General features: G+C 61.1%; 23 protein-coding genes. 16 read left to right on the plus strand and 7 right to left on the minus strand.

Annotated features, from left to right (window positions below):
- Positions 1 to 2: 2 nt before the first annotated feature.
- The gene (rhaM, locus tag J3R84_RS01325; protein WP_025425892.1) at positions 3 to 317 is read left to right on the plus strand and encodes an L-rhamnose mutarotase; all 315 of its coding nucleotides are present in this window, start codon (positions 3 to 5) and stop codon (positions 315 to 317) included.
- A 4-nt stretch (positions 318 to 321) separates the two neighbouring features.
- Positions 322 to 1,713: an FGGY-family carbohydrate kinase gene (locus tag J3R84_RS01330; RefSeq protein WP_025425893.1), complete on the plus strand. Its 1,392-nt coding sequence runs from the start codon at positions 322 to 324 to the stop codon at positions 1,711 to 1,713.
- A gap of 181 nt (positions 1,714 to 1,894) precedes the next feature.
- Here J3R84_RS01330 and J3R84_RS01335 read toward each other — a convergent pair whose 3' ends face one another.
- Positions 1,895 to 2,155 carry a hypothetical protein gene (locus tag J3R84_RS01335; RefSeq protein WP_146160866.1) on the minus strand — a complete coding sequence of 87 codons (261 nt, stop codon included), beginning with the start codon at positions 2,153 to 2,155 and terminating at the stop codon, positions 1,895 to 1,897.
- 258 nt (positions 2,156 to 2,413) lie between these two features.
- Here J3R84_RS01335 and J3R84_RS01340 point away from each other — a divergent pair, with 258 nt between their 5' ends.
- The 13 genes from J3R84_RS01340 (at position 2,414) to visR (ending at position 15,274) form a co-directional block, all read left to right on the plus strand.
- Complete coding sequence (locus J3R84_RS01340; RefSeq protein ID WP_025425895.1) at positions 2,414 to 4,036, plus strand: globin-coupled sensor protein; 1,623 nt, start codon at positions 2,414 to 2,416, stop codon at positions 4,034 to 4,036.
- Between the two features lie 41 nt (positions 4,037 to 4,077).
- A complete protein-coding gene (locus tag J3R84_RS01345) occupies positions 4,078 to 4,371 on the plus strand; it encodes an STAS domain-containing protein (protein WP_025425896.1) in 294 nt (97 codons plus the stop codon).
- Positions 4,372 to 4,374: 3 nt separating this feature from the next.
- Positions 4,375 to 4,740 (plus strand): response regulator, encoded by a 366-nt coding sequence (locus tag J3R84_RS01350; protein ID WP_025425897.1) that lies wholly within the window; start codon positions 4,375 to 4,377, stop codon positions 4,738 to 4,740.
- Positions 4,741 to 4,759: 19 nt separating this feature from the next.
- The gene (locus J3R84_RS01355) at positions 4,760 to 7,048 is read left to right on the plus strand and encodes a chemotaxis protein CheA (protein ID WP_025425898.1); all 2,289 of its coding nucleotides are present in this window, start codon (positions 4,760 to 4,762) and stop codon (positions 7,046 to 7,048) included.
- A gap of 5 nt (positions 7,049 to 7,053) precedes the next feature.
- Positions 7,054 to 7,524, plus strand: a complete 471-nt coding sequence (locus J3R84_RS01360) for a chemotaxis protein CheW (RefSeq protein WP_203527678.1) — start codon at positions 7,054 to 7,056, stop codon at positions 7,522 to 7,524.
- Positions 7,521 to 8,429, plus strand: a complete 909-nt coding sequence (cheR, locus tag J3R84_RS01365) for a protein-glutamate O-methyltransferase CheR (protein ID WP_025425900.1) — start codon at positions 7,521 to 7,523, stop codon at positions 8,427 to 8,429. Before J3R84_RS01360 ends, cheR begins: the two co-directional genes overlap by 4 nt.
- Complete coding sequence (locus J3R84_RS01370) at positions 8,426 to 9,484, plus strand: protein-glutamate methylesterase/protein-glutamine glutaminase (protein WP_203527675.1); 1,059 nt, start codon at positions 8,426 to 8,428, stop codon at positions 9,482 to 9,484. The genes cheR and J3R84_RS01370 overlap by 4 nt, the downstream gene beginning before the upstream one ends.
- Positions 9,484 to 9,873, plus strand: coding sequence for a response regulator (locus tag J3R84_RS01375; protein ID WP_025425902.1), 390 nt, complete (start codon positions 9,484 to 9,486; stop codon positions 9,871 to 9,873). Before J3R84_RS01370 ends, J3R84_RS01375 begins: the two co-directional genes overlap by 1 nt.
- Complete coding sequence (gene cheD / locus J3R84_RS01380) at positions 9,870 to 10,424, plus strand: chemoreceptor glutamine deamidase CheD (RefSeq protein ID WP_025425903.1); 555 nt, start codon at positions 9,870 to 9,872, stop codon at positions 10,422 to 10,424. Before J3R84_RS01375 ends, cheD begins: the two co-directional genes overlap by 4 nt.
- A gap of 72 nt (positions 10,425 to 10,496) precedes the next feature.
- Entirely contained in the window at positions 10,497 to 10,889 is a 393-nt protein-coding gene (cheT, locus tag J3R84_RS01385) for a chemotaxis protein CheT (RefSeq protein ID WP_025425904.1), read from the plus strand.
- A gap of 372 nt (positions 10,890 to 11,261) precedes the next feature.
- Positions 11,262 to 12,938 (plus strand): flagellar basal-body MS-ring/collar protein FliF, encoded by a 1,677-nt coding sequence (gene fliF / locus J3R84_RS01390; RefSeq protein ID WP_203527673.1) that lies wholly within the window; start codon positions 11,262 to 11,264, stop codon positions 12,936 to 12,938.
- Positions 12,939 to 13,777: 839 nt separating this feature from the next.
- The gene (gene visN, locus J3R84_RS01395; RefSeq protein ID WP_025425906.1) at positions 13,778 to 14,518 is read left to right on the plus strand and encodes a transcriptional regulator VisN; all 741 of its coding nucleotides are present in this window, start codon (positions 13,778 to 13,780) and stop codon (positions 14,516 to 14,518) included.
- 12 nt (positions 14,519 to 14,530) lie between these two features.
- Positions 14,531 to 15,274, plus strand: coding sequence for a transcriptional regulator VisR (gene visR, locus J3R84_RS01400; protein WP_025425907.1), 744 nt, complete (start codon positions 14,531 to 14,533; stop codon positions 15,272 to 15,274).
- Between the two features lie 114 nt (positions 15,275 to 15,388).
- Here visR and J3R84_RS01405 read toward each other — a convergent pair whose 3' ends face one another.
- The 6 genes from J3R84_RS01405 to motA all read right to left on the minus strand — a co-directional run bounded on the left by J3R84_RS01405 (position 15,389) and on the right by motA (position 20,728).
- Entirely contained in the window at positions 15,389 to 15,829 is a 441-nt protein-coding gene (locus tag J3R84_RS01405) for a BspJ family T4SS effector nucleomodulin (RefSeq protein ID WP_025425908.1), read from the minus strand.
- Positions 15,830 to 15,834: 5 nt separating this feature from the next.
- Positions 15,835 to 16,914: a flagellar biosynthesis protein FlhB gene (flhB, locus tag J3R84_RS01410; protein ID WP_025425909.1), complete on the minus strand. Its 1,080-nt coding sequence runs from the start codon at positions 16,912 to 16,914 to the stop codon at positions 15,835 to 15,837.
- Between the two features lie 235 nt (positions 16,915 to 17,149).
- Complete coding sequence (gene fliG / locus J3R84_RS01415) at positions 17,150 to 18,181, minus strand: flagellar motor switch protein FliG (RefSeq protein ID WP_025425910.1); 1,032 nt, start codon at positions 18,179 to 18,181, stop codon at positions 17,150 to 17,152.
- Positions 18,182 to 18,210: 29 nt separating this feature from the next.
- Positions 18,211 to 18,837 (minus strand): flagellar motor switch protein FliN, encoded by a 627-nt coding sequence (gene fliN / locus J3R84_RS01420; RefSeq protein ID WP_025425911.1) that lies wholly within the window; start codon positions 18,835 to 18,837, stop codon positions 18,211 to 18,213.
- Positions 18,838 to 18,897: 60 nt separating this feature from the next.
- Positions 18,898 to 19,845, minus strand: coding sequence for a FliM/FliN family flagellar motor switch protein (locus J3R84_RS01425; protein WP_025425912.1), 948 nt, complete (start codon positions 19,843 to 19,845; stop codon positions 18,898 to 18,900).
- A 4-nt stretch (positions 19,846 to 19,849) separates the two neighbouring features.
- Positions 19,850 to 20,728, minus strand: a complete 879-nt coding sequence (gene motA / locus J3R84_RS01430) for a flagellar motor stator protein MotA (protein ID WP_025425913.1) — start codon at positions 20,726 to 20,728, stop codon at positions 19,850 to 19,852.
- 183 nt (positions 20,729 to 20,911) lie between these two features.
- Here motA and J3R84_RS01435 point away from each other — a divergent pair, with 183 nt between their 5' ends.
- Positions 20,912 to 21,691: a DUF1217 domain-containing protein gene (locus J3R84_RS01435; RefSeq protein WP_025425914.1), complete on the plus strand. Its 780-nt coding sequence runs from the start codon at positions 20,912 to 20,914 to the stop codon at positions 21,689 to 21,691.
- Position 21,692 lies beyond the last annotated feature (1 nt).

Genomic DNA, 21,692 nt, shown 5'->3' on the forward strand with positions numbered 1-21,692 from the left:
CCATGGAAAAATACGCCTTCCGTATGCGGCTCAATCCGGGAATGGCCGCCGAATATACCGCACGTCACGATGCCATCTGGCCGGAGCTGGTGACCCTGTTGAAGGAGGCCGGTATTTCGGACTACTCCATCCATCTCGACGAGGAGAACGATCTGCTCTTCGGCGTCCTCTGGCGAGCGGACGACCACGGCATGGCCGATCTGCCCTCCCATCCGGTGATGCGGAAGTGGTGGGCTCATATGGCCGACATCATGGAAACCCGCGAGGATAACGATCCGGTCGCCGTACCGCTCAAAACCGTTTTTCACATGAGCTGACCCGATGCGGATCGTGGGCGTCATTGACATCGGCAAGACCAATGCCAAGGTCGCAGCGGTTGATCTCGATCGCTTCGAAGAGGTTGCCGTGCGCAAGACCGCAAACCGTGTCGTCGCGGGCGAGCCCTATCCGCATTTCGATGTCGAGCGTCTCTGGGCCTTCGTGCTCGATAGCCTGACGGCGCTCCAGGCCGAGCATCCCTTGCAAGCGATCTCGATCACCACCCACGGCGCAACCGCGGTTGTCCTCGACGAGGCCGGCGACCTTGCCTTGCCGGTGCTGGACTATGAATTCGTCGGGCCGGATACCCTGTCGGAAGCCTATGAGGCCGTTCGTCCGCCTTTTGCCGAAACCGGCTCCGCGCGCCTGCCTATGGGCCTGAATGTCGGCGCGCAGCTGTTCTGGCAGCAGCAGACCTTTCCCGACGCCTTCGCCAGGATCGCAACGATCCTGACCTATGCGCAATACTGGACCTTCCGGCTGACCGGCGTGCGCGTCAACGAACTGACCTCGCTCGGTTGCCACACCGACCTCTGGAACCCGACGGAAGGCGCCTTCTCGACGCTGGTGGAAGGCCAGGGCTGGCGGCACCTGTTTGCGCCCGTCCGCAAGGCAGACGATATCGTCGGCAAGCTGCTGCCCGAGCTTTGCCTCGCCACCGGCATTCCCGCGGGTACGCCTATCTACTGCGGCATCCACGATTCCAACGCGTCGTTGCTGCCGCATCTGCTGACCCGAACGACGCCGTTTTCCGTGGTGTCGACCGGCACCTGGGTCGTGATGCTGGCGGTTGGCGCCGCCAAAGTGACGCTCGATGAACATCGCGACACACTGATCAACGTCAACGCTCTCGGCGACCCGGTTCCCTCGGCGCGTTTCATGGGCGGTCGTGCCTTCTCGCTGCTGCTCGGCGACGGCACGACGCCCACCGCGTTTGAAGACGAGGAGGCCGTCATTGCGGCAGGGCACATGCTGTTGCCTTCGCTTCCCGAAGGCTCCGGACCTTTCCCATCCGCCAAGGCGCGCTGGACGGTGGACGAGGAGAAGCTGACGCCGGCCGGCAGGGTCGCCGCCGTTTCTTTCCATCTGGCATTGATGACGGCGACATGCCTCGATCTCATCGGGGCGCGAGGGGATATCGTGGTCGAGGGACCGTTCGCTGCAAACGCCGCCTATTTGCGCATGCTTCAGGCGGCAACGGGGCGCCCGGTCCTTGCCGACAGCCACAACGTGACCGGCACCAGCCTCGGGGCTGCAAGTCTTGTCGACGGCCGCCACGTGCGGACCGGCGTGCAGGCCTTCGCCGGCCCCGTGCCTGAGAGCTTTGTGCACTATGCAGAAAACTGGCGGTCGCTAACGAAAAGCCATGTGCAACAGGCCAATGGCAACCAGTAACGGTGAAATATAGGAGAGTAACGGTGCCGCATGAAGTGCGCGGTTGACGACGATGGCGTTCGTTTTTTCGCTTAGAAAACCGAGCTGCGGTTCGTCGAGCGGTTATGCTCGAGATTGAGCACGATGGATACGGCCATCATTGTCAGGATTGCTGTGAGAGCGGCGCCAATTCCAAGAACAATCATTGTTCGTTTCCCGTCAGCGCATCGTCATGATGTCGCTTTGCTTGCTGCAAAGGTTTCTTCCGCGCGATCTGCGCCCACTTCACGTTCGCTTCGATACGCGAGCGCAAGTAGAAGTACAATTCTAAACTCTTGTGAGTGAAAACCTGTTGAAATTCGGGGTCAATAGTGCGGCATTGCTGCGCCGCAAAAACAGCGCCAGGAAACACCCGGCGAATTTTAGTGATTCCGGTTACAGGCCATCGACCGTTAACCTTCAAGCAAGGAATTAACCATAAACATTGTCCCACACGTCGGAATGGGAAAATTCACAGTCTCCTCAAGGCATGATGCCGCCCCGCCGTACCGGTTCCGGTCCGGTATCGATTCTTCACCGAATTTACTTGCGGGATGGACGATAGCAGACGCCCAAGCGGCGGGGGCTGATCTCATTGATGTGGCGTGCACGTCCGGTGGACCGTGGACCGTCCGGATACTCCCCAGGCAAATTCCAAGCATGCAAAGCCGGGGATTTAGCGTTGAGGCAGGAAGCATCGTCAGAACAGGCAAGGAAGGGCCAGGCAGGCAGTCTGCTGGAGCGCTTGCGCTTTGCCGGGCTCGACGACGAGAGTTGTTCCCGCGTCCGCGACACCAGGCAGAAACTTTCCCCTCGCATCGACGCAGCCCTTCGCGATCTCTTCCAGCGCCTGCAGAGCTATCCCGACGCAGCCCGCCATTTCGACAACGACCGGCAGCTCGATCGCCTGCAGGACATCCAGTCTTCGCACTGGAACGTGCTGACCGATGCCCGCTTTGACGGCCTCTATGCCGAGCGCGTCAAGGTGCTTGCCGACACATCGAACCGCATGGGCCTCGATCCGCGCTGGCAGATGGCAAGCCACGCCGTCGTGCTGGAACACTTGTTGGTCGGCCTCATCGAAGAGGCCTGGCCGAAGTCCTTCCTGCCGATGGGCAGGGGACGTCGCAAGGAACTGTGCGATCTGGTTGCGGCACTAGTCCGTACCGTTTTCGTCGACACCGAGATCGGCGTCTCGCTCCGCTTCAACGCCCTTCGCCAGCAGCATCAGCGCCAGCTCGCCGACCAGCACAGTGCCGACGAGCAGGCGGTAACGACCCTATTCGGCGACTTCGCCAAAGGCTTGAACGACGGCGACCTGGGCGTGCGCCTGTCCGAGAGCGCGCCGGATGCCTACCAGCCGATCGTCGCCAGCTTGAACGCGGCACTCGACACGATCCAGCAGAGCCTGCAGTCCGCCGATCAGCGCGGTCAGGCGGCGGAGACTTTCATTGGCCGTCTGCGCGACGGAGCGGCCGGTTTTTCCGACAAGGCGGCGGCTGAAGCCGATGCCCTCTCGGGTCAGCTCGCAGCGCTTGCCGACATGACCGAACGCATGGCGACGGGCTCGAGCCGCATCAGCGCCACCGAGATCAAAGCCACCGAGACAAGGGTTGCTGTCGAGCGCAGCGGCGAGATTGCCGGCCAGGCAATCTCCGCCATGGCCGACATCGAAGCGTCGGCCGAAAAGATCGGCCAGATCATCGGCGTCATCGACGAGATCGCCTTCCAGACCAACCTGTTGGCGCTGAATGCCGGCATCGAGGCTGCAAGGGCAGGCGACAGCGGCCGCGGCTTTGCCGTCGTCGCCCAGGAAGTGCGCGCGCTGGCGCAGCGCTCCGGCGAAGCGGCACGTGAAATCAAGCAGCTGGTGACGGGCACCAAGGCGCAGGTCGAGACCGGCGTCGAGATCGTCGGTCGCACTCAGGATGCGATCAGCAGCATCGTCCAGCAGGTCACATCGATCAATGCCGCCGTCTCCGGTATCGCCCGTGAGGCTGAACAACAGGTCGGCGATCTCAAGGGCGTTGCCTCTGACATCGGTGCGATTTCGCAGGCCGTGCAGGCAAGTGCCGCGATGGCGGGCGAGACGGTCCGGTCTTCCGACGACCTGCACAATGTCATCGTCGAGCTCGGCGAGACGATCCGCAGGTTCCGCGTTGAACGCCGCCACGCGGCCTCACCAACACCGGCCGCCAGCCAGGGACGCGGCCTCGTGGCTCCTGCGGCGATGGCCGACGATGAAATGGCGGCGCCATTGTTCGACGACGGTCCGCAACGTCAGTTCGCCGGTTGGCAACGCTGATCTCAAGGGCACTCAAGAGTTAGCAGTCGAGGAAAACAGGAATGGCCAGCAAAAAGACCGCTCAGAAGACGCTCAGCCTCGCTCCGGTGTTGGACCTGAACGAAGCGACAGCGCTGCATGAGAAGCTTTTGGGCCTGAAGGGCAGCGATCTCACGATCGACGCCTCGGCGGTCGAGCGGGTTGGAACGCTCTGCGTCCAGGTGCTGATGGCCGGCGCCAAGACTTGGGAAGAGGATCATTTGTCTTTCACCTTCAGCAAGGTGTCGGACGCTTTCGAGAAAACGACACAGCTCATCGGGGTCGATATCGATCACCTGATGGCAAAGGAGATTTGAAGAATGAAAAAGCGAGTTCTGACAGTCGACGACTCCCGGACGATCCGAAACATGCTTCTGGTCACGCTGAACAATGCCGGTTTCGAAACGATCCAGGCAGAGGACGGCGTCGAGGGCCTCGAGGTTCTCGAAGAAGCCAATCCGGATGTCATCGTCACCGACATCAACATGCCGCGTCTCGACGGCTTCGGCTTCATTGAAGGCGTGCGCAAGAACGACCGTTACCGCGCTATCCCGATCCTGGTCCTGACCACGGAAAGCGACGCCGAAAAGAAGAACCGCGCCCGTCAGGCCGGAGCTACCGGCTGGATCGTCAAGCCGTTCGACCCGACCAAACTGATTGATGCAATCGAGCGCGTAACGGCCTGAAGTCCGAGGATAGCCTCCAATGGATATGAACGAAATCAAAGAGATCTTCTTCCAGGAATGCGAGGAACAACTCGCCGAACTGGAATCGGGTCTGCTGAAGCTCAATGACGGCGACCGCGATCCGGAAACGGTCAATGCGGTGTTTCGCGCGGTGCACTCGATCAAGGGTGGCGCCGGCGCTTTCGGGCTCGACGACCTCGTCTCCTTCGCCCACGTGTTCGAGACGACACTTGATTGCGTTCGTTCCAACAGGCTCGACCCCGGTCCTGAGGTTCTGAAGGTGATGCTGAAGTCGGCCGACGTGCTCGCCGACCTGACGAACGCTGCCCGCGATGGCGGTAGCGTCGACGAGGCGCGCAGCCGCCAGTTGATCAAGGAACTCGAGGCGCTTGCCAACGGCGAGGTACCGCAGGCGTCGGCCGCTGCCGAGCCGGTCACCAAGGCCGCCCCGGTTGTAACGGCACCCGTCGCCAACGACGAAGGCTTCCAGCCCGTCGCGTTCTCCTTCGACGATTTCGAGGCAGACGAGCCGGCGCTGATGGAGATGCCGACCTACGAGATCGTCTTCAAGCCGAGATCCGATCTCTACGCCAAGGGCAACGAGGCAACGCTGCTTCTGCGCGACCTTTCCCGCCTTGGCGAGATGAGCATCCATTGCGACATGGACGCGCTTCCGGCGCTCGATCGCCTAAATCCGGAATCCGCCTACTTCTCCTGGAAGATCTCGTTGAAGACGGACAAGGGCGAGGACGCGATCCGCACCGTGTTCGAATTCGCCGAGTGGGATTGCGACCTCGAGATTTTGCTGGTCTCCGATGACACAGCCGCTCCGAGCGAAGAGCTGCCGATGCAGCCGGTGCCGTTCGACCTCTCGATCCTCGACGACGAGCCGGCTGTTTCGGTCGGCGTGATCGAGGAAGAAGAGCAGCTGGCAGCCCGGCAGGCGATCCGCGATGCGGCCGTCTCTGCCGCCGGCACGGCCAGCAACGTGCTGCAGATGGCCCAGTCGACCGCCCGTGCGCCTGTTGAAAAGTCGGCCGGTGCCGCCGCCAGTGCCGCGGCGCAATCCGCAGCCGCGCAGCAGGCAGCCGCATCCGCCGCGACACCGACCATCCGCGTCGATCTCGATCGCGTCGACCGCCTGATCAACCTCGTCGGCGAACTGGTGATCAACCAGGCGATGCTGTCGCAGAGCGTGGTCGAAAACGACGCCAACGGCACCTCGTCGATCAACATGGGCCTCGAGGAGCTGCAGCAGCTCACCCGCGAGATCCAGGACTCGGTGATGGCGATCCGCGCGCAGCCGGTAAAGCCGGTGTTCCAGCGCATGTCGCGCATCGTTCGCGAAATCGCCGACATGACCGGCAAGTCTGTCCGTCTCATCACCGAAGGCGAAAACACCGAAGTCGACAAGACGGTCATCGACAAGCTGGCCGAACCGCTGACGCACATGATCCGCAACGCCGTCGATCACGGCCTCGAAACGCCGGAGAAGCGTCTCGCCGCCGGCAAGAGCGCCGAAGGCACCGTGCGCCTGACGGCCAAGCACCGGTCGGGCCGCATCGTCATCGAGCTTGCCGACGACGGCGCCGGCATCAACCGCGAGAAGGTGCGCCAGAAGGCGATCGACAACGATCTGATCGCCGCCGATGCCAATCTCTCCGACGAGGAGATCGACAACCTGATCTTCCACGCCGGCTTCTCCACCGCCGACAAGATCTCCGACATCTCCGGCCGCGGCGTCGGCATGGACGTGGTCAAGCGCTCGATCCAGGCGCTCGGCGGCCGCATCAACATCTCCTCGAAGCCCGGCCACGGCTCGGTCTTCACCATGAGCCTGCCGCTGACGCTCGCCGTGCTTGACGGCATGGTGGTCACGGTCGCCAACCAGACGCTGGTGGTGCCGCTGACGGCGATCGTCGAGACCTTGCAGCCGGAAGCCGCCGCAATCCATTCGTTCGGCTCCAACCAGCGGCTGATATCGATCCGCAACTCCTTCTGCCCGCTGGTCGACGTCGGTCGCATCCTCAACTTCCGCGCCAGCCAGGCAAACCCGGTCGAAGGCGTCGCACTTCTGGTGGAATCCGAAGGTGGCGGCCAGCGCGCACTGATGGTCGACGCCATCCAGGGCCAGCGCCAGGTCGTCATCAAGAGCCTTGAGGCCAACTACACCCACGTGCCGGGCATCGCTGCGGCGACCATTCTTGGCGACGGTCGGGTGGCGCTCATCCTCGATGTCGACACGATCGTGGCCGCCTCGCGTGGCCATTCGCTGAAGGCTGAAATGTCTCTCGCTGCTGCTGGATGAATGCGATGACCTATGCCGCAAGGAATCTGACCACGGACGGACGAGAGCTGATTGCTTTCCGCGTCGGCGATCAGGAGTTCTGCGTGAACGTGATGTCCGTGCGCGAAATCCGCGGATGGACACCGGCGACTGCAATGCCGCATGCGCCGGCCTATATGCTCGGCATCATCAATCTGCGCGGCGCGGTGCTGCCGATCATCGATCTGTCGGCACGCCTCGGCATGAAGCCGGCCGAGCCGACCGTCCGCCATGTCATCATCGTCGCCCAGGTGAAGAACAAGGTCGTCGGCCTGCTGGTCGATGCCGTCTCCGACATACTGACGATTACCGATGACAAGATCCAGCCGACACCTGATGTCATCTCGTCCGAATTCGAAAGGAGCTTCGCCCGCGGCGTGCTCGCGATCGAAGGCCGGCTGATCTGCCTGATAGAACTCCAATCTGTCTTCCCGCAGGAAGAAAGGGAAGCAGCATGAGAAACCAGGCCATTCTGGAGCAGAAGCAGTCGCCCGATGAATGTTTGGCAAGCGGTGAGTATCCGCTGACGCGCCGCGATCTCAGTGAAATCGCAGCGATGATCTATGCCGATGCCGGCATCTATCTCAACGAGACCAAGGCATCGCTGGTCTATTCCCGCCTGTCGAAGCACATCCGCAACCTCGGTCTCAAGGGCTTCCGCGAGTACTGCCAGCTGGTCTCCTCGCCGGCAGGCGCTGCCGCCCGCCGCGACATGCTCTCGCATCTGACGACGAACTTCACCCGCTTCTTTCGCGAGAATCATCACTTCGAGCATCTGAAGACGGAGGTTCTGCCGGAGCTGATTGCCCGCGCCAAGGCCGGCGGTCGCGTGCGTATCTGGTCTGCGGCGTGCTCGGACGGGCAGGAGCCCTATTCGATCGCGCTGACGGTGCTGTCGCTGCTGCCGAACGCGGCCGATTACGACTTCCGCATTCTCGCGACCGATATCGACCCGAAGATCCTGACGCTGGCACGGGCCGGCGCCTATGATGCCACCGCGCTCGAAACGGTCAATCCGGCCATGCGCAAGCAATGGTTCGACGAGGTCAATGCCGGCGGCCGCTTCAAGTGGCAGATCGACGATCGCGTCAAGCGGCTCATCACCTTCAACGAGCTCAACCTGATGGCCCAATGGCCGTTCAAGGGGCCGTTCGATGTCATCTTCTGCCGCAACGTGGTGATCTATTTCGACGAGCCGACGCAGATGAAGATCTGGTCGCGTTTTGCCGGAATGCTCGGCACCAATGGACATCTCTACATCGGTCATTCCGAGCGCGTGTCGGGCGACGCCAAGTCGCAGTTCGACAATATCGGCATCACCACCTACCGCCATACCGGCAAGTTTCATGGAGGACGGGCATGACCGCACCCGCTCGCGTTCTCGTCGTCGACGACTCCGCCACCATGCGTGGCCTGATCACCGCAGTTCTCAATTCCGATCCCGGCGTGACCGTCGTCGGCCAGGCGGCCGATGCGATGGAAGCGCGCCAGGCGATCAAGCAGCTCGATCCCGATGTCGTCACGCTCGACATCGAGATGCCGAACATGAACGGCCTGGAATTCCTCGACAAGATCATGCGCCTGCGCCCGATGCCGGTCATCATGGTCTCGACGCTGACACACAAGGGTGCCGAGGCGACGATTGCAGCACTTGAAATCGGTGCGTTCGATTGCGTCGGAAAACCCCTTCCGGGCGATCCGAACCCCTTCGGCGATCTGATCGACAAGGTGAAGGCCGCAGCCCGCTCGCAGCGAAAGTTCATCATCACCGGCAACAAGGCGGCAGCGCCGACGGCGGCCAATGTCAACGGTGCCTCGGAATATCGGGCAGGGCGCAAGATCATCGCCATCGGCGCTTCCACCGGCGGCGTCGAGGCCCTGATCACCGTGTTGCAGAAGTTCCCGCCGAACTGCCCGCCGACTGTGATCACACAGCATATGCCGCACACCTTCACCAAGAGCTTTGCCGAGCGGCTCAATCGCCTGTGCGCACCGACGGTGCAGGAAGCAACCGATGGCGCACGCCTCGAAATCGGCAAGGTCTATCTGGCCCCGGGCGGCCAGCGCCACCTGCAGGTCTCCAATCCGACGGCGCCTTGCTGCCGTCTGGTCGATCGGGATCCGGTCAACGGCCACCGTCCTTCGGTCGACGTGCTGTTCGATTCGGTCGCCGAACTTGCCGGTCGCAATGCGATCGGCGTCATTCTGACTGGCATGGGCCGTGACGGCGCATCCGGTCTCCTGAAAATGCGGCATGCCGGGGCAAAGACCTTCGGACAAAACGAAAAGACGTGTGTCGTCTACGGTATGCCGAGAGTTGCCTATGAATTGGGCGCCGTCGAAACGCAGCTCCCCCTCGGTTCCATCGGGGAGGAGATACTGAAGACCGCGGCGTTCCGGAAGGAAGGAAGCGAATAATGTCCATCGCCGAAAAAATAAAAGTTCTGATCGTCGACGATCAGGTCACGAGCCGCCTGCTTTTGGGCGACGCCCTGCAGCAGCTGGGCTTCAAGCAGATCACCGCCGCCGGTGATGGGGAACAGGGCATGAAGATCATGGCCCAGAACCCGCATCACCTTGTCATCTCCGACTTCAACATGCCGAAGATGGATGGCCTTGGCCTGCTCCAGGCAGTGCGGTCGAACCCGGCTACCAAGAAGGCGGCCTTCATCATTCTGACGGCGCAGGGCGACCGCGCGCTGGTCCAGAAGGCGGCAGCGCTCGGAGCCAACAACGTGCTGGCCAAGCCGTTCACGATCGAAAAGATGAAGGCCGCGATCGAAGCCGTATTTGGGGCATTGAAATGAACATGGAAGCCGTCGGCAAGCGCGTGCATGTCATTCAGGGCGAGTACAAGGTCTTCAACGATCCCAATGTGGTGTTGTCGACCATTCTCGGTTCCTGCGTGGCCGCGTGCATGCGCGATCCCGTGGTCGGAGTCGGCGGCATGAATCATTTCCTGCTGCCGGGATCGGCGTCGTCGCCCGCTTCCGGCGGCGATGCGACCCGCTATGGGGTCCATCTCATGGAACTGCTGATCAACGGTCTGTTGAAGCAGGGCGCCCGGCGTGATCGGCTCGAGGCCAAGATCTTCGGCGGCGCCAAGACCATCGCCCGGTTTTCGAATGTCGGTGAGCAGAATGCCGCCTTTGCCCGGCAGTTCCTGCTTGACGAAGGCATCCGCATCGTCGGCGAGAGCACCGGCGGTGAACACGGCCGCAAGCTCGAATACTGGCCGTCGTCGGGACGCGCCCGTCAGTACGCACTGACAGGGGTGGAAACCCAGCGCACGGTCCAGCTGGAAGAGCGCCCGGTGATCGCGCCACGTCCGGTCGAAAGCTCCATCGAATTCTTCTGATCCTGCGGGGCATGCTCCGCAGGCGAACCACACGCCTGCACTATCGTCAGAAAAACCACGTGAGAACCGACAATGCAGACTGACTACCAGGGCCACATGCCGCACGTGGAAGAATCGCTGCCCGAAGTGTTGATGCGCGTCGTCACCGAACTTCACGACGTCGCCTATCTCATCGAACGGATCGAGCCTCAGCTGCTCGGCGGTCGGGGCGCCTCGGCACTCGACAATCGCGACGAGATGATGGTGCTGCAGGGCATCGATCTGGCCGTGCAGAAGACCCGCGGCCTGGCCGAGTTCATCGACACGATCACCGCCGTGATCCCCGATACCTGCCTCGTCGACGTGACCACGGCTGTTAGCCTGGTCAAGCTCGCCGACATGAAGAAGGCGCTGGGCAACGGCATGTTGCGTCACGGCCATTCGCAGCCGCTGACCAAGGCGGCGGGCGACTTTGAGGCGTTCTAAAGCCTTCCCAGGAAAAGTGCGGAGCGGTTTTCCGTCAGGGAACGCGTAAAAACAAAGAGAGCGTTTCCGCGCCCCGTTTAAGATGGACGCGCTCTTTTAAGATGGAAGCGCTCTGGCCTTTGGGCTGCATCGTCCGTCGGTGCAGCCAGATTTCTCTACAGCTATATCCCCCGATTTCCCCGAGACTGGCGGCGAAAGCCAAGTTCGCGCAAGTTTCGTTTCCTACGGTCCCGATCGGGGCTGATGGATTCGTGTGTGTTGGAAGTCGTTGCGGGGCACGCGACACCCACCAAACCCAAAATGTTGGAACTGCGCAGGGCGCTCGTCGGATGACCGGCTCGAATGTCCTGCGATACTGGGTGCGGAAACAGAATGAGTCTGTTGAATCAATTTTCGATGTTCACGAAGAACCTCGCCAGTCTGGGGCAAGGCAAGCTGATAGCGCTGGCGGCCGCCGGCATTGTCGCTGTCGGCATGGTCCTGGGGGCCGGTATCTACGTCAACAGGCCATCGTTCGAGACGCTCTATGTCGGGCTTGAGCGAAGCGACGTCACTCAAATCAGCATTGCGCTTGCAGAAGCCAACATCGACTTCAACGTCGGTGCGGATGGCGGCAGCATCCAGGTTCCCGTCGGCATGACCGGCAAGTCCCGTCTGCTCCTGGCCGAGCGCGGCCTGCCGAGCAGCGCCAATGCCGGCTACGAACTCTTCGACAATGTCGGCTCGCTCGGTCTGACCTCCTTCATGCAGGAAGTCACCCGGGTTCGCGCGCTTGAAGGCGAAATCGGCCGCACCATCCAGCAGATCTCCGGTATCGCCGCCGCCCGCGTCCACATCGTGATGCCTGAGCGTGGCAGCTTCCGTAAGGCAGACCAGAACCCGACCGCCTCGGTGATGATCCGCGCCAGCGCCACGGTCGGCCGCAATGCCGCAGCCTCCATCCGCCATCTCGTCGCCTCGTCCGTACCGGGGCTCGACTTCGATGACGTGACCATCCTCGATTCGACCGGCCAGCTTCTCGCCTCTGGCGACGATCCGGCCAACAGCGCCCTCAACCAGTCGCTGGGCGTGGTGCAGAATGTCCAGACCGAGCTTGAGAAGAAGATCGACAACGCGCTCGCCCCATTCCTCGGCATGGACAACTTCCGCACCAGCGTTACGGCTCGTCTGAACACCGACACGCAGCAGATCCAGGAAACGATGTTCGATCCGGAATCGCGCGTCGAACGCTCCACCCGTGTCACCAAGGAAGAGCAGAAGTCCAGCCAGCAGCAGCCGGACAATGCCGCAACCGTACAGCAGAACATCCCGCAGGCCGCTCCGCGCGGCGGTGCCGGCCCGCAGTCGAACGACCAGGCCGAGAAGAAGGAAGAACAGACCAACTACGAGATCAACAGCAAGACGATCGCCACCGTGAAGAACAGCTACACGGTCGAGCGCCTGTCGATTGCGGTGGTCGTCAATCGCGGCCGCCTTGCCGCCATGGTCGGTGAGCCGGTCGATCAGGCAAAGATCGATGCCTATCTTCAGGAGATGCAGAAGATCGTATCGTCAGCCGCCGGCATTGATGCGAACCGTGGCGACGTGGTGACGTTGAACGCCATGGACTTCGTCGAGACGCAGTTGCTTGACCAGGCCATCGCGGGTCCGGGTCTCATGGAGACGCTGACGCGCAATCTTGGCGGCATCATCAACGCGCTCGCCTTCGTCGTCGTCGCCTTCCTGGTGGTCTGGATGGGCATGCGGCCGCTGGCTCGGCAGCTCGGCCTTGGCGGAAGCTCCGGCCAGCTCGCCAACGAATCCGCCGGTCTCGAACTGCCCGATTTCTCCCCTACGACAGCAGGTGCCGGTGGCGCCCTCATGGACGGCTTCGGCTCCGACTTCGGCTTCGACAGCACCGACGATCTGCTCAGCATGGGCGAAGACGCAGGCGCCTTCAACCGTCGCGTCAAGGAAGGACCGGAAAGGCGCCTTGCACGCATGGTCGAGATCAGCGAAGAGCGCGCCGCAAAGATCCTGCGCAAATGGGCTCTCGAGAAAGCCGCCTGATCACACACAGAAATCGTCTGATAGTGACAAATCCCGCCGCATCGGCGGGATTTTTCGTTTCGCAGGCGTTGCGGGTGCAGCGCTCTTGCCGTCGTGTCCCGTGCAAATATTGTGCGAGTCTCGGCGGTTGCCGGTATCGGCCGCTGAATCCACGGTAAGAATCGTTGTGCCGTCGCCCGAGTCATGGGTGCGGCCCGCGATTGTAATACTTTAACGAGATCTTAATTTTTAGATTCCGCCGTTGCTGCCCGGGTGCGGAAGGTGGGCCGGTTTACTGCGTCTGCCATCGTCAATACACAGATAAATTGGAATATAAATTGGGTTATTCGATAATAATTCTCGACGTATTCGAGTTTTATATATTGATAGACTGCGGTTGTTCGAGTGAATAATTGATGCATTTTCGCAACAGGCGTCAGTCGAAAGTAAAATTCGCCCCTGTTCGAAGCTTCTTCTGACTCTGGTGAATGACGAGATTTGGGCTGAATTTGTGCTCAGCGAGCCGCCCAGCGCTGCGCGAAATCGGTGCGTCAGCGGAGCAGGGGCAATTCGAACGGCAAAACTCTTTTAAATATCAACGCTATGTCAAAACATGTGCTGCGTGGTGCCCGGGATCGGACAATGCTGAAGCAGCATCTCGGCGAATCGTTTCATGAAAGGGTGGTGAAGTAAATAGCGAGAAGATGACGATGGTTTTTTTTGAGGACGGATGTACATTTTTAACATTGATTCGCGTCCTGAATTGCGACTGGTGGTGATATTCGGCTTGGGCCGGCTGTTGGCGGCGACAGTGCAAGCGCAGGTTCCAGGGCGGTGAATCCGGCACGGGGGCTGACATCATGGACATTTCGCAAGCAGACATAACTGTCTGGCCTTTGCCGACAGCGTCGACACGCCTACGCGGTGGTGGGCTTACGCGTGATCAGTTGTTTCGGCGGCTGGGCGACATGGCGGGGCGCGCCAACCTGGGAAGCGGGCTTGCGGCGCTGACCGAATATGTTGGCGCGAGCCATTATCTCCTGGCGCGATACGATCTCTCGCAGGATAACGGGCTCGACTTCGTCGTCTGCTCGGATTGGCCGTTCGACATCGTCAGACGGCTTTCGGGCATCATCATCGGACTTCATGCCAAGACGACCGAGCTTGAAAAATGCCTCTCGGTGCTGCAGCCAGTGTTCTATTCGCTGCCCGACGACATCGACCTGCCACGGGGCATCAGCCGCGAATATTGCGCGGTCACCTTCAATGTCGGACGGCTGCGCTTCTCGTTGATGCTGCTCGTTCCCGAGGATGTGATCCTGTCGCAGGAGAGCCTGCGCGATGTGACCCTGCTTGCTGGATACCTCGCAAGCTTCACCACACGCGCCGAAGTGCGGCACGATCGCGACTTCGACTTGACCGACCGTGAACTGGAGTGCCTGTCCTGGATCGCCGAGGGCAAGACGAGCGAAGAGATCGCCGTCATTCTCGGGATCTCCCGCAACACAATCAACAACTACATCACCAGCGTCATGCGAAAGACAGCCACGCGAACCCGCTCCGAGGCGATCGCCTATGCCGTCCGCAACAACCTGGTCTGAGGGGCGAGACTGATGACCCATTTCCTCGCCAGTGGACGCAACGACGACGACCAGCGGCACAGCCGTAGCGGCAGGGCGGCGCGCGCGGCCACTCTGATCACACGATTGCAGGCGATGCAGCGTCAGATCAACGCCAAGCATTTCGCCGTCCTGCGGCTCAACGGCAAGGGTATGGGCGCGGTGCGCAAGCTGACCTGCGTGCTCGACAACTGGGGAGTTTCCTCGGAAGCGAACGCGCATGATCTCATAACTCTTTACGGCGACGAGTTGACGGCCCATCTCGACACATCGCTGCTGCCGGTGCTTTGGAATGGCTCGGGCGAACATCAGGCGGCGGAGATGTTCGAGTTCGGGCACTTCGGCCACCGTCTGAAAGCGCGCAAGCTACCCTATTCCGGCATTGCCTTTCCCGTGCGGCTCGGTGCGCAGGGCAATGGATATGTGGTCTTCGCCGGCAGCTATGTCGAAGCGACGACCGAGCAGGTGGTTGATCTGCATGGCCGTAGCTGCACGATCATGACAGACCTTCTGGCGGCTGACGAGAAGCGCATGGTGCGGCCGGAGACGCTGAGTGATCGTGAGATCGCCTGCCTGCAGATGGCCGGCGACGGCCATATCAGCGAAGAGATCGCCGAACGGATGGGGCTCTCCGTCCACACGGTGAACGCCTATCTCGGCGCCGCCACGACCAAGCTCGATTCGGTCAACCGTATTCAGGCGATCGCCAAGGCTATTCGCCTCGGCTACATCAGCTGAAGATCGGGCGACCCGGAGCATTTCCAGGAAAAGTGCGTAGCGGTTTTCCGTCAGGAAATGCGTAAAAACAATAATATAGATCGTTTCTACGGCTCCGTTTAAACCGGAAGCGCTCTAACACGCCAGAGGCAGTTCATAGGATTTGATGAACTTCGCTTCGGTCAGGCTCTTTGCAAGGAAGGCCGTGTTCTCGTCTGGATCCGCCGACGGGTTCTGGAAGGTGATGTGGCTGATCTCGATGCCGGCGGTGTCGTTGCCGAGCGAGAGGCGTACGTAGATGGTGACGCCGCGCGGCTTGAGCTCGAGATCGAGCACGATTTCTGGCTCGCTGTCCCAATCCAGATTGTAATTTCCGCCGAGACCGAAATTGACCGTTCCGGGCAGGAAATAGAGCTCGGCGGCCGATTCAACGAGGTCAGCGAGGCTGGCATAGGATTCGAACCGCAGGAGAGCGATGAAATCCGCGGCGTCGATGAGACGCAACTCGGTCGCCACTGGGCGGATCGCTTCGGCTACTATCTGTTCCCGTCTCTCGGAGAATTCGCACTTTTTCATCGGCGTTACGTCATCCGTTTTGGTTGCGATTGCGCATGCACCCTGTGAATGAGTTCGGCAACTGCCTTGTAAAACACGGGTGGAATCACACTATCGACCGAGACTTGTGCAAACATGGAGCGTGCAAGCGGTGGATCCTCGAAGACGGGAATGCCGTTCTTCTCTGCGATCTCGCGGATTTTGAGGGCAACGAGGTCCTGACCAAGGGCAACGACCACCGGTGCGTCGCTTTCTTCGCGGACATAACGCAGGGCAACGGCATAGTGGGTAGGGTTGGCGATCACCAGGGTTGCCCGTGGCACCGATGAAATCATGCGCTTGCGCGCCCGATCGCGCTGCATTGAGCGCAGGCGCGACTTGACGATCGGGTCGCCCTGCGCCTGCTTCATCTCCTCTTTTACTTCCTGCTTGGTCATCATCAGTTCGGTGTACCAATGGTGACGGGACCAGAAGAGATCGGCGATCGCCAAAACGGCGGTGGCCAGCATGATGACGATCATCACCTGGTTGAGATCGGACGTCATCGTCGAGAAGATCATAACCGGATCGGAGAACATCAGATCGAGCGTCGCGAAGTAGTCGTTCCAGAGAACCAGCACGACGAAGATCGACACGACGATGATCTTGAACAGCGACTTTCCGAACTCCACCAACCCTTGAACGCCGAAGATGCGCTTCAGGCCCGCCATCGGCGAAATCCGGTTCATCTTCGGCTGGATGCGATCGAGCACCGGACGCGGCAGGTTCTGAAAGATCGACGAGCCGACGCCGAAGACGATGAGCAGCACGAAGACGGGAACGAGCAGTGCTGTCGACTTCCACGCGAGGTGCGTCATCAACGCGACGACATCCGTGGCGTTGTTCAGTCGCCAGGCTTCCGGCTGCTCGAAAATGTCCTTGAGCGCCGCGGCAACCGTGCTGGCGCCGTCGGTCAGGAAGAACACGAAGAAGATGTAGATCGCCACAGTCGAGGCAAAGGTGGTCGCTTCGCGGGAGAAGGGCACGTTGCCCTTGTCGGCGGCGTCGGAGATCTTCTTCTCCGACGGGGATTCTGTTTTGCTGTCCTTATCCTGATCGTCCGACATGCGACAGGAAATCTCCCGACCGGTTTCCACAAGACAGCGCTGATCTTGCGCTGTTTGTAGTGAACCCGGAAACTAGGGCAGACAAGGGCTTCGCGGGGGCAATCATGCCGGGTCAACAGGAAATGCGGGGGCCGTCGATCTCTCCAAAACAGGAACGCGGGCCAAGGGCCCGCGTTGTGGTTCTACGATCAGGCTTAGCGCCGGTCCTTGAAAGGATACCCGGCGACCGGATGGATCAGGCGGCCTGCGCTTCCTTTTCCTTCAGCTCCAGCTGGCCGCTTGCGGCAAGGCGGATCGCCTCCTGGGTGATCGAGCGGCGGGCGATGGCGATGTCGCGCGGGTTGATGCCGGCATCGCCCATGGCAAGATCGGATTCGATCATGCGGCGCTGGCGTGCGCCGATGGAGGCGAGCACCGATTCGCGCAGGTCCGAGGTCGAACCGCGCAGCGCCATGGTGATGATGTCGGTCGAGACATCGTTGAACAGCTGAACGCGGCTGCGCTGCGGCATGTAAAGAACGTCGTCGAAGAGGAAGATCTTCGGGCGAACCTTCTTGGCCGATTCGGTGCTGAGAGATTCGAGCGAAGCGAGCAGCGTGTCGACCTGCGGCTTGTCGAGCTCGTTCATCACCTCGGCGATCTTGGTCGGACCGGCGGAATTGCGCTCGGCTTCCATCTCGCCGATCATTTCCATGACGCGGTTCTCGATGATCGACGCAGCCTTCGGGCTGACGTCCTTCATGTTGACGGCGCGCTTCAGGATATCCGGCCTCTGCTCTTCGGAGAGCTGCAGCAGGACCTTCGCGCCGAAGCTCGACGGCATCATCGACAAGACATAGGCAATGGTCTGCGGATGTTCCTTGGCCAGCTGCAGCGCAACCGCGACCGGGTCGCATTCCTGCAGTCGGTCCCAGATGTTGGCTTCGTAGGACTGGAAGGTGGCGCGGCGCCCGAGCAGGCCGTCGACTTCGTCCGGGGTCAGGCCTTCCTCGAGAATGCTCTCGATCGCCTTGGCATTGTCCATGAGGCCGGCGCCCTCGGTGAACAGGTCTTCGAATTCGTTGACCAGCGCTTCCAGTTCGTGGGGAGGGATGGCCCGCAGCGACTGCGCCGAAGCGATGATCGCCTGCAGCTCGCTCTGGGTGAAGAACTTCAGCAGCTTTCCGGCGACGGTCTTGCCCATCGCGAGCAGAACGGCTGCTGCCTTGTCGGTCTGGTTGAGAGGTCTGGAGAGTGCCTGAGCCTCAAAACTTTCGAAATCCATCATGGATTCATCCCTCGCCCAATGATTGGGTTCTATGACTTCTTGCTGCCCTTGATCTCGATGAGCTTGACGCCGAACCGGGTGTCGTCGCCTTCGAGAACGGTAATTTCACCACGGCCGATGATCCGGCCGTTGACCATGATTTCGACCGGTTCGCCGATCCGCCGGTCGAGCGAGATCGTCGCGCCTTCGGTCAGGTTCATGAGACCCGATACCTGCATTCGGCTGGTGCCGAGAACGATCTGAACATCGATCGGAATATCCATGATCAGGTCGAGATTGGCGGTCATGCCGCTGCCGGGCGGCGTGTCGGTGACGGTTTCACCGGCATCGAAGTCCGATGCGCCGAAATCGCTGGCGCCGAAGCTGCCGCCGCCGAAATCCGTGGTGGCCGGGGTCTCCGACAGATCGTTGCCAAAGGTGTCCGAACCGAAGTCGCCGCCAAAGGCGCCAAGACCATCGGCCGGAGCGGCGAATTCGCCGCCGAATTCGCCTGCGCCACTGAGCGTGTCTACGCTGCCGAACTCGGCGCCGAAGCCAGCCGGCGCGTCCGTGTCTTTCTTGAGAACACCGCGCAGATCGTCGATCGCCTGGTCGAGTTCCATGTCTCCGACAGCGAGTGCGGCCTGTTCGTTGATTGGTGCTTTCTTGGGTGCCATGTGCGAACTATTCCAGTTGAAGCTTGCCTCAGGCCTACTGCCTGGCGACGGCGAGCCGAATTAACTCATGATGTGGCGAAGGATGTCCTGTTCGGAGCCGTGGGTATCCTTGACCCGCACGGTGTATTTCGCACCCGATCGGCCGAACTCGCAGACGTAGAGATCGCGGCCGTTGGCGTTCACGTCGACGCGAACGTCCTGGGCATCGTGGAAGGGAATGACGTCGCCGGCCCGGAGGCGGCTGATCGTCTCGAGTGTCAGGCTTTCAAGCCGGATGCGTGCCTCGATGGTGACGGCGGAGCGGCGAACCTGCTCCTCCATCTGTTCGGTCCATTCGGACTTCTGCTTGCGGTTCTGGCCGGCACCCTTCGGAAAGACGATCTGCGTCTTCAACAGCACGCTTTGCGGCACGATGATCGAGAAGGTCGACAAAACAGGGCCGAAACCGATCGTCATGTCGATCGCTGCCGCATGAACGTCCTCGACCGCAGGGTCGGGCTTGCCGCGGGAAGCACTGTTGTGGGCGCGGGCAACGATCGGCTCGAAGCCGCCCGACGCGTTGACGGCGGTGCGAAGCACGTCGGCGATCTTCTCGAAGATCGGTTGGGCGACGTCGATTTCGATCGGGGAAAGTGTGCGCGGTTGCGGCTCTTCGATATCGGTCGGCTCCGCGCCCAACAGCGCCTCGACCATGGTGATGATGATCGGGCTGTCGCAGCTGATCAGAAAGTCGGGGCACCAGTTGCGCAAGCAGATGTCGCTGATCAGCACGCCGTTGCCGAGCTCGGCGATCAGGCTGTTGCGCAGGCCGGTGCGGAAGCCCGCATAGCCGATGGCGATGTCGAGGCCGGTTTCCGCCTTGCAGATGTCGGGAAGGAATTCGCCGAACACCTGGCCGAGATCGAGCGCCACCCGGCCGATCGCGCGGTCGTCGCCGAGCGCGCCGGTCATGCGCGCCAGCAGTTTCCTGTCGAAGGGATGAACGTTTGTCGGTGTTCCTGATGTCATGGGATCAAGCCGCCTTGCTTTCGCTGCCGCCGCCGGGGTTCATCATCTCCTGCTCGACGGCGTCGATCGAAGGACGCTCATAGGCCGAAATCGTCTTGCGGCCGTATTCAAGCGCGACCTGCGGAACCGAGCCGTTCATGTAGGCAAGCAGCGTCTGCTTGACGATGATGTAGAGCCGGTTCTGTTTTTCGCGGACGGATTTGATGTTCGCGACCAGCGGAGCGACGATCGAGTAGGAGAGGAACACGCCGAGCAGGGTGCCGACGAGTGCGGCGGCGATCTTGGCGCCGAGAACCTCAGGCGCTTCGCTGATCGCGCCCATCGCCTTGATGACGCCGAGAACCGCCGCGACGATGCCGATCGCCGGGAAGGCGTCGCCCATGATCGTCAGCGCGTGGTAGGACTTCATCTTGTCGTGGGTGATCGTCTGGATTTCTTCATCCATCAGCGCCTCGATCTCATGCGAGCGGGCGTTGCCGATGATGATCAGGCGGACGTAGTCGCAGATGAAGGCCGTCAGTTCCTTGTTTTTCAGCACGGTCGGCGCCGACAGGAAGATCGAGGATTCTTCGGGGTTGTCGATGTGGCTTTCGATCTCGTTGCGCGACTTGGTTCTCAGATCGCGCATCAGCGAGTAGAGAACGCCGAGCGTGTCGAGATACTCCCGCTCCTTGGGAACCTTATGGCGAAACGCTTCGCCGAGAGCCTTTCCGGTATCCTTCACCACCTTCATGGAGTTGGCCATGATGAAGCCGCCGATACCGGCGCCGCCGATGATCAGCAGTTCGAAAGGCTGGTTGAGGACTTCCATGTGGCCGCCCATGGCCACGTAGCCGCCGAGAATACAGCCGAAAGTCACAAGAAGCCCGATGATGATGTTCATTTTCGATACCTGACACGATCCCATTTTCGTCTAACGGGATAAGGTTTCTTCCTTGCGTGAGGCTGGCCGTCGAGCGGCGGAAATCATTGCGGTGGAACAGGTTCGCGCAAGCCAATCCGGTCAGGATTTGCTATGGCCGGCTCTCCAGTCGCGCCCGTCTCACTCCGCTAAGGGCGACCGATCGTGACCACGACCTATACGAGCTACAAGCTGATTACGGCCGACTTGGGCAAGTCGCTGGAGCGCGTCGCCGAGGAACCGGACGTCGCCCGCGAGACCGAATATTATCTTTCGAAGATCGGCGACATAAAAACGATCGACCAGTTTTTCGCTGACACGCGCCTCTACAACTATGCGATCAAGGCGCACGGTCTCGAAGACATGGGCTACGCCAAGGCCTTCATGCGCAAGGTCTTGACCGAGGGCGTCGACAACGAGGATGCCTTCGCCAACAAGTTGACCGACAGCCGCTACAAGCAGCTGGCCGAATCGCTGAATTTCGCCCTTCACGGCGAGGCGGCCACCTCCTTCGATCGCGCCCAGAAGGGCGTCGTCGACAAATACGCCCGCCAGACGCTCGAGCAGAGTGCCGGCGAGGAGAACGCCGGCGTGCGGCTCGCGCTCTATTTCGCCCGCATGGCGCCGTCGATATCAAGCGGTTACGCCATCATTGCCGACGAGGCGCTGGCGCAGGTGGTGCGCACCACGCTGCAGCTGCCCGACGAATTCGCCGGCACCGAGGTCGACCGTCAGGCGGCCGCCTATGAGGACGCAATCGACCTCAAGGACTTCCAGGATCCGGCCAAGCTGACGGACTTTCTCGATCGCTTTACGGCGCTTTGGGAAATCAACAATTCAACGGACGGTTACGACCCGCTTGCGGTTTTCGGCGCGTCGAGCGGCTACGGCATCTCTTCCGACCTGCTCCTGTCCATCAACAGCCTGAAACTCGGGGGACGCTGAA

The organism is Ensifer canadensis, assembly GCF_017488845.2.
GTDB lineage: Bacteria > Pseudomonadota > Alphaproteobacteria > Rhizobiales > Rhizobiaceae > Ensifer > Ensifer canadensis.

Excerpts from the sequence above, each read along its gene's own strand:
- rhaM (WP_025425892.1), top strand. The coding sequence starts at position 3 with ATGGAAAAATACGCCTTCCGTATGCGGCTCAATCCGGGAATGGCCGCC.
- J3R84_RS01330 (WP_025425893.1), top strand. The coding sequence starts at position 322 with ATGCGGATCGTGGGCGTCATTGACATCGGCAAGACCAATGCCAAGGTC.
- J3R84_RS01345 (WP_025425896.1), top strand. The coding sequence starts at position 4,078 with ATGGCCAGCAAAAAGACCGCTCAGAAGACGCTCAGCCTCGCTCCGGTG.
- J3R84_RS01350 (WP_025425897.1), top strand. The coding sequence starts at position 4,375 with ATGAAAAAGCGAGTTCTGACAGTCGACGACTCCCGGACGATCCGAAAC.
- J3R84_RS01355 (WP_025425898.1), top strand. The coding sequence starts at position 4,760 with ATGGATATGAACGAAATCAAAGAGATCTTCTTCCAGGAATGCGAGGAA.
- J3R84_RS01360 (WP_203527678.1), top strand. The coding sequence starts at position 7,054 with ATGACCTATGCCGCAAGGAATCTGACCACGGACGGACGAGAGCTGATT.
- cheR (WP_025425900.1), top strand. The coding sequence starts at position 7,521 with ATGAGAAACCAGGCCATTCTGGAGCAGAAGCAGTCGCCCGATGAATGT.
- J3R84_RS01370 (WP_203527675.1), top strand. The coding sequence starts at position 8,426 with ATGACCGCACCCGCTCGCGTTCTCGTCGTCGACGACTCCGCCACCATG.
- J3R84_RS01375 (WP_025425902.1), top strand. The coding sequence starts at position 9,484 with ATGTCCATCGCCGAAAAAATAAAAGTTCTGATCGTCGACGATCAGGTC.
- cheD (WP_025425903.1), top strand. The coding sequence starts at position 9,870 with ATGAACATGGAAGCCGTCGGCAAGCGCGTGCATGTCATTCAGGGCGAG.
- cheT (WP_025425904.1), top strand. The coding sequence starts at position 10,497 with ATGCAGACTGACTACCAGGGCCACATGCCGCACGTGGAAGAATCGCTG.
- fliF (WP_203527673.1), top strand. The coding sequence starts at position 11,262 with ATGAGTCTGTTGAATCAATTTTCGATGTTCACGAAGAACCTCGCCAGT.
- visN (WP_025425906.1), top strand. The coding sequence starts at position 13,778 with ATGGACATTTCGCAAGCAGACATAACTGTCTGGCCTTTGCCGACAGCG.
- visR (WP_025425907.1), top strand. The coding sequence starts at position 14,531 with ATGACCCATTTCCTCGCCAGTGGACGCAACGACGACGACCAGCGGCAC.
- J3R84_RS01405 (WP_025425908.1), bottom strand. The coding sequence starts at position 15,829 with ATGAAAAAGTGCGAATTCTCCGAGAGACGGGAACAGATAGTAGCCGAA.
- flhB (WP_025425909.1), bottom strand. The coding sequence starts at position 16,914 with ATGTCGGACGATCAGGATAAGGACAGCAAAACAGAATCCCCGTCGGAG.
- fliG (WP_025425910.1), bottom strand. The coding sequence starts at position 18,181 with ATGATGGATTTCGAAAGTTTTGAGGCTCAGGCACTCTCCAGACCTCTC.
- fliN (WP_025425911.1), bottom strand. The coding sequence starts at position 18,837 with ATGGCACCCAAGAAAGCACCAATCAACGAACAGGCCGCACTCGCTGTC.
- J3R84_RS01425 (WP_025425912.1), bottom strand. The coding sequence starts at position 19,845 with ATGACATCAGGAACACCGACAAACGTTCATCCCTTCGACAGGAAACTG.
- motA (WP_025425913.1), bottom strand. The coding sequence starts at position 20,728 with ATGAACATCATCATCGGGCTTCTTGTGACTTTCGGCTGTATTCTCGGC.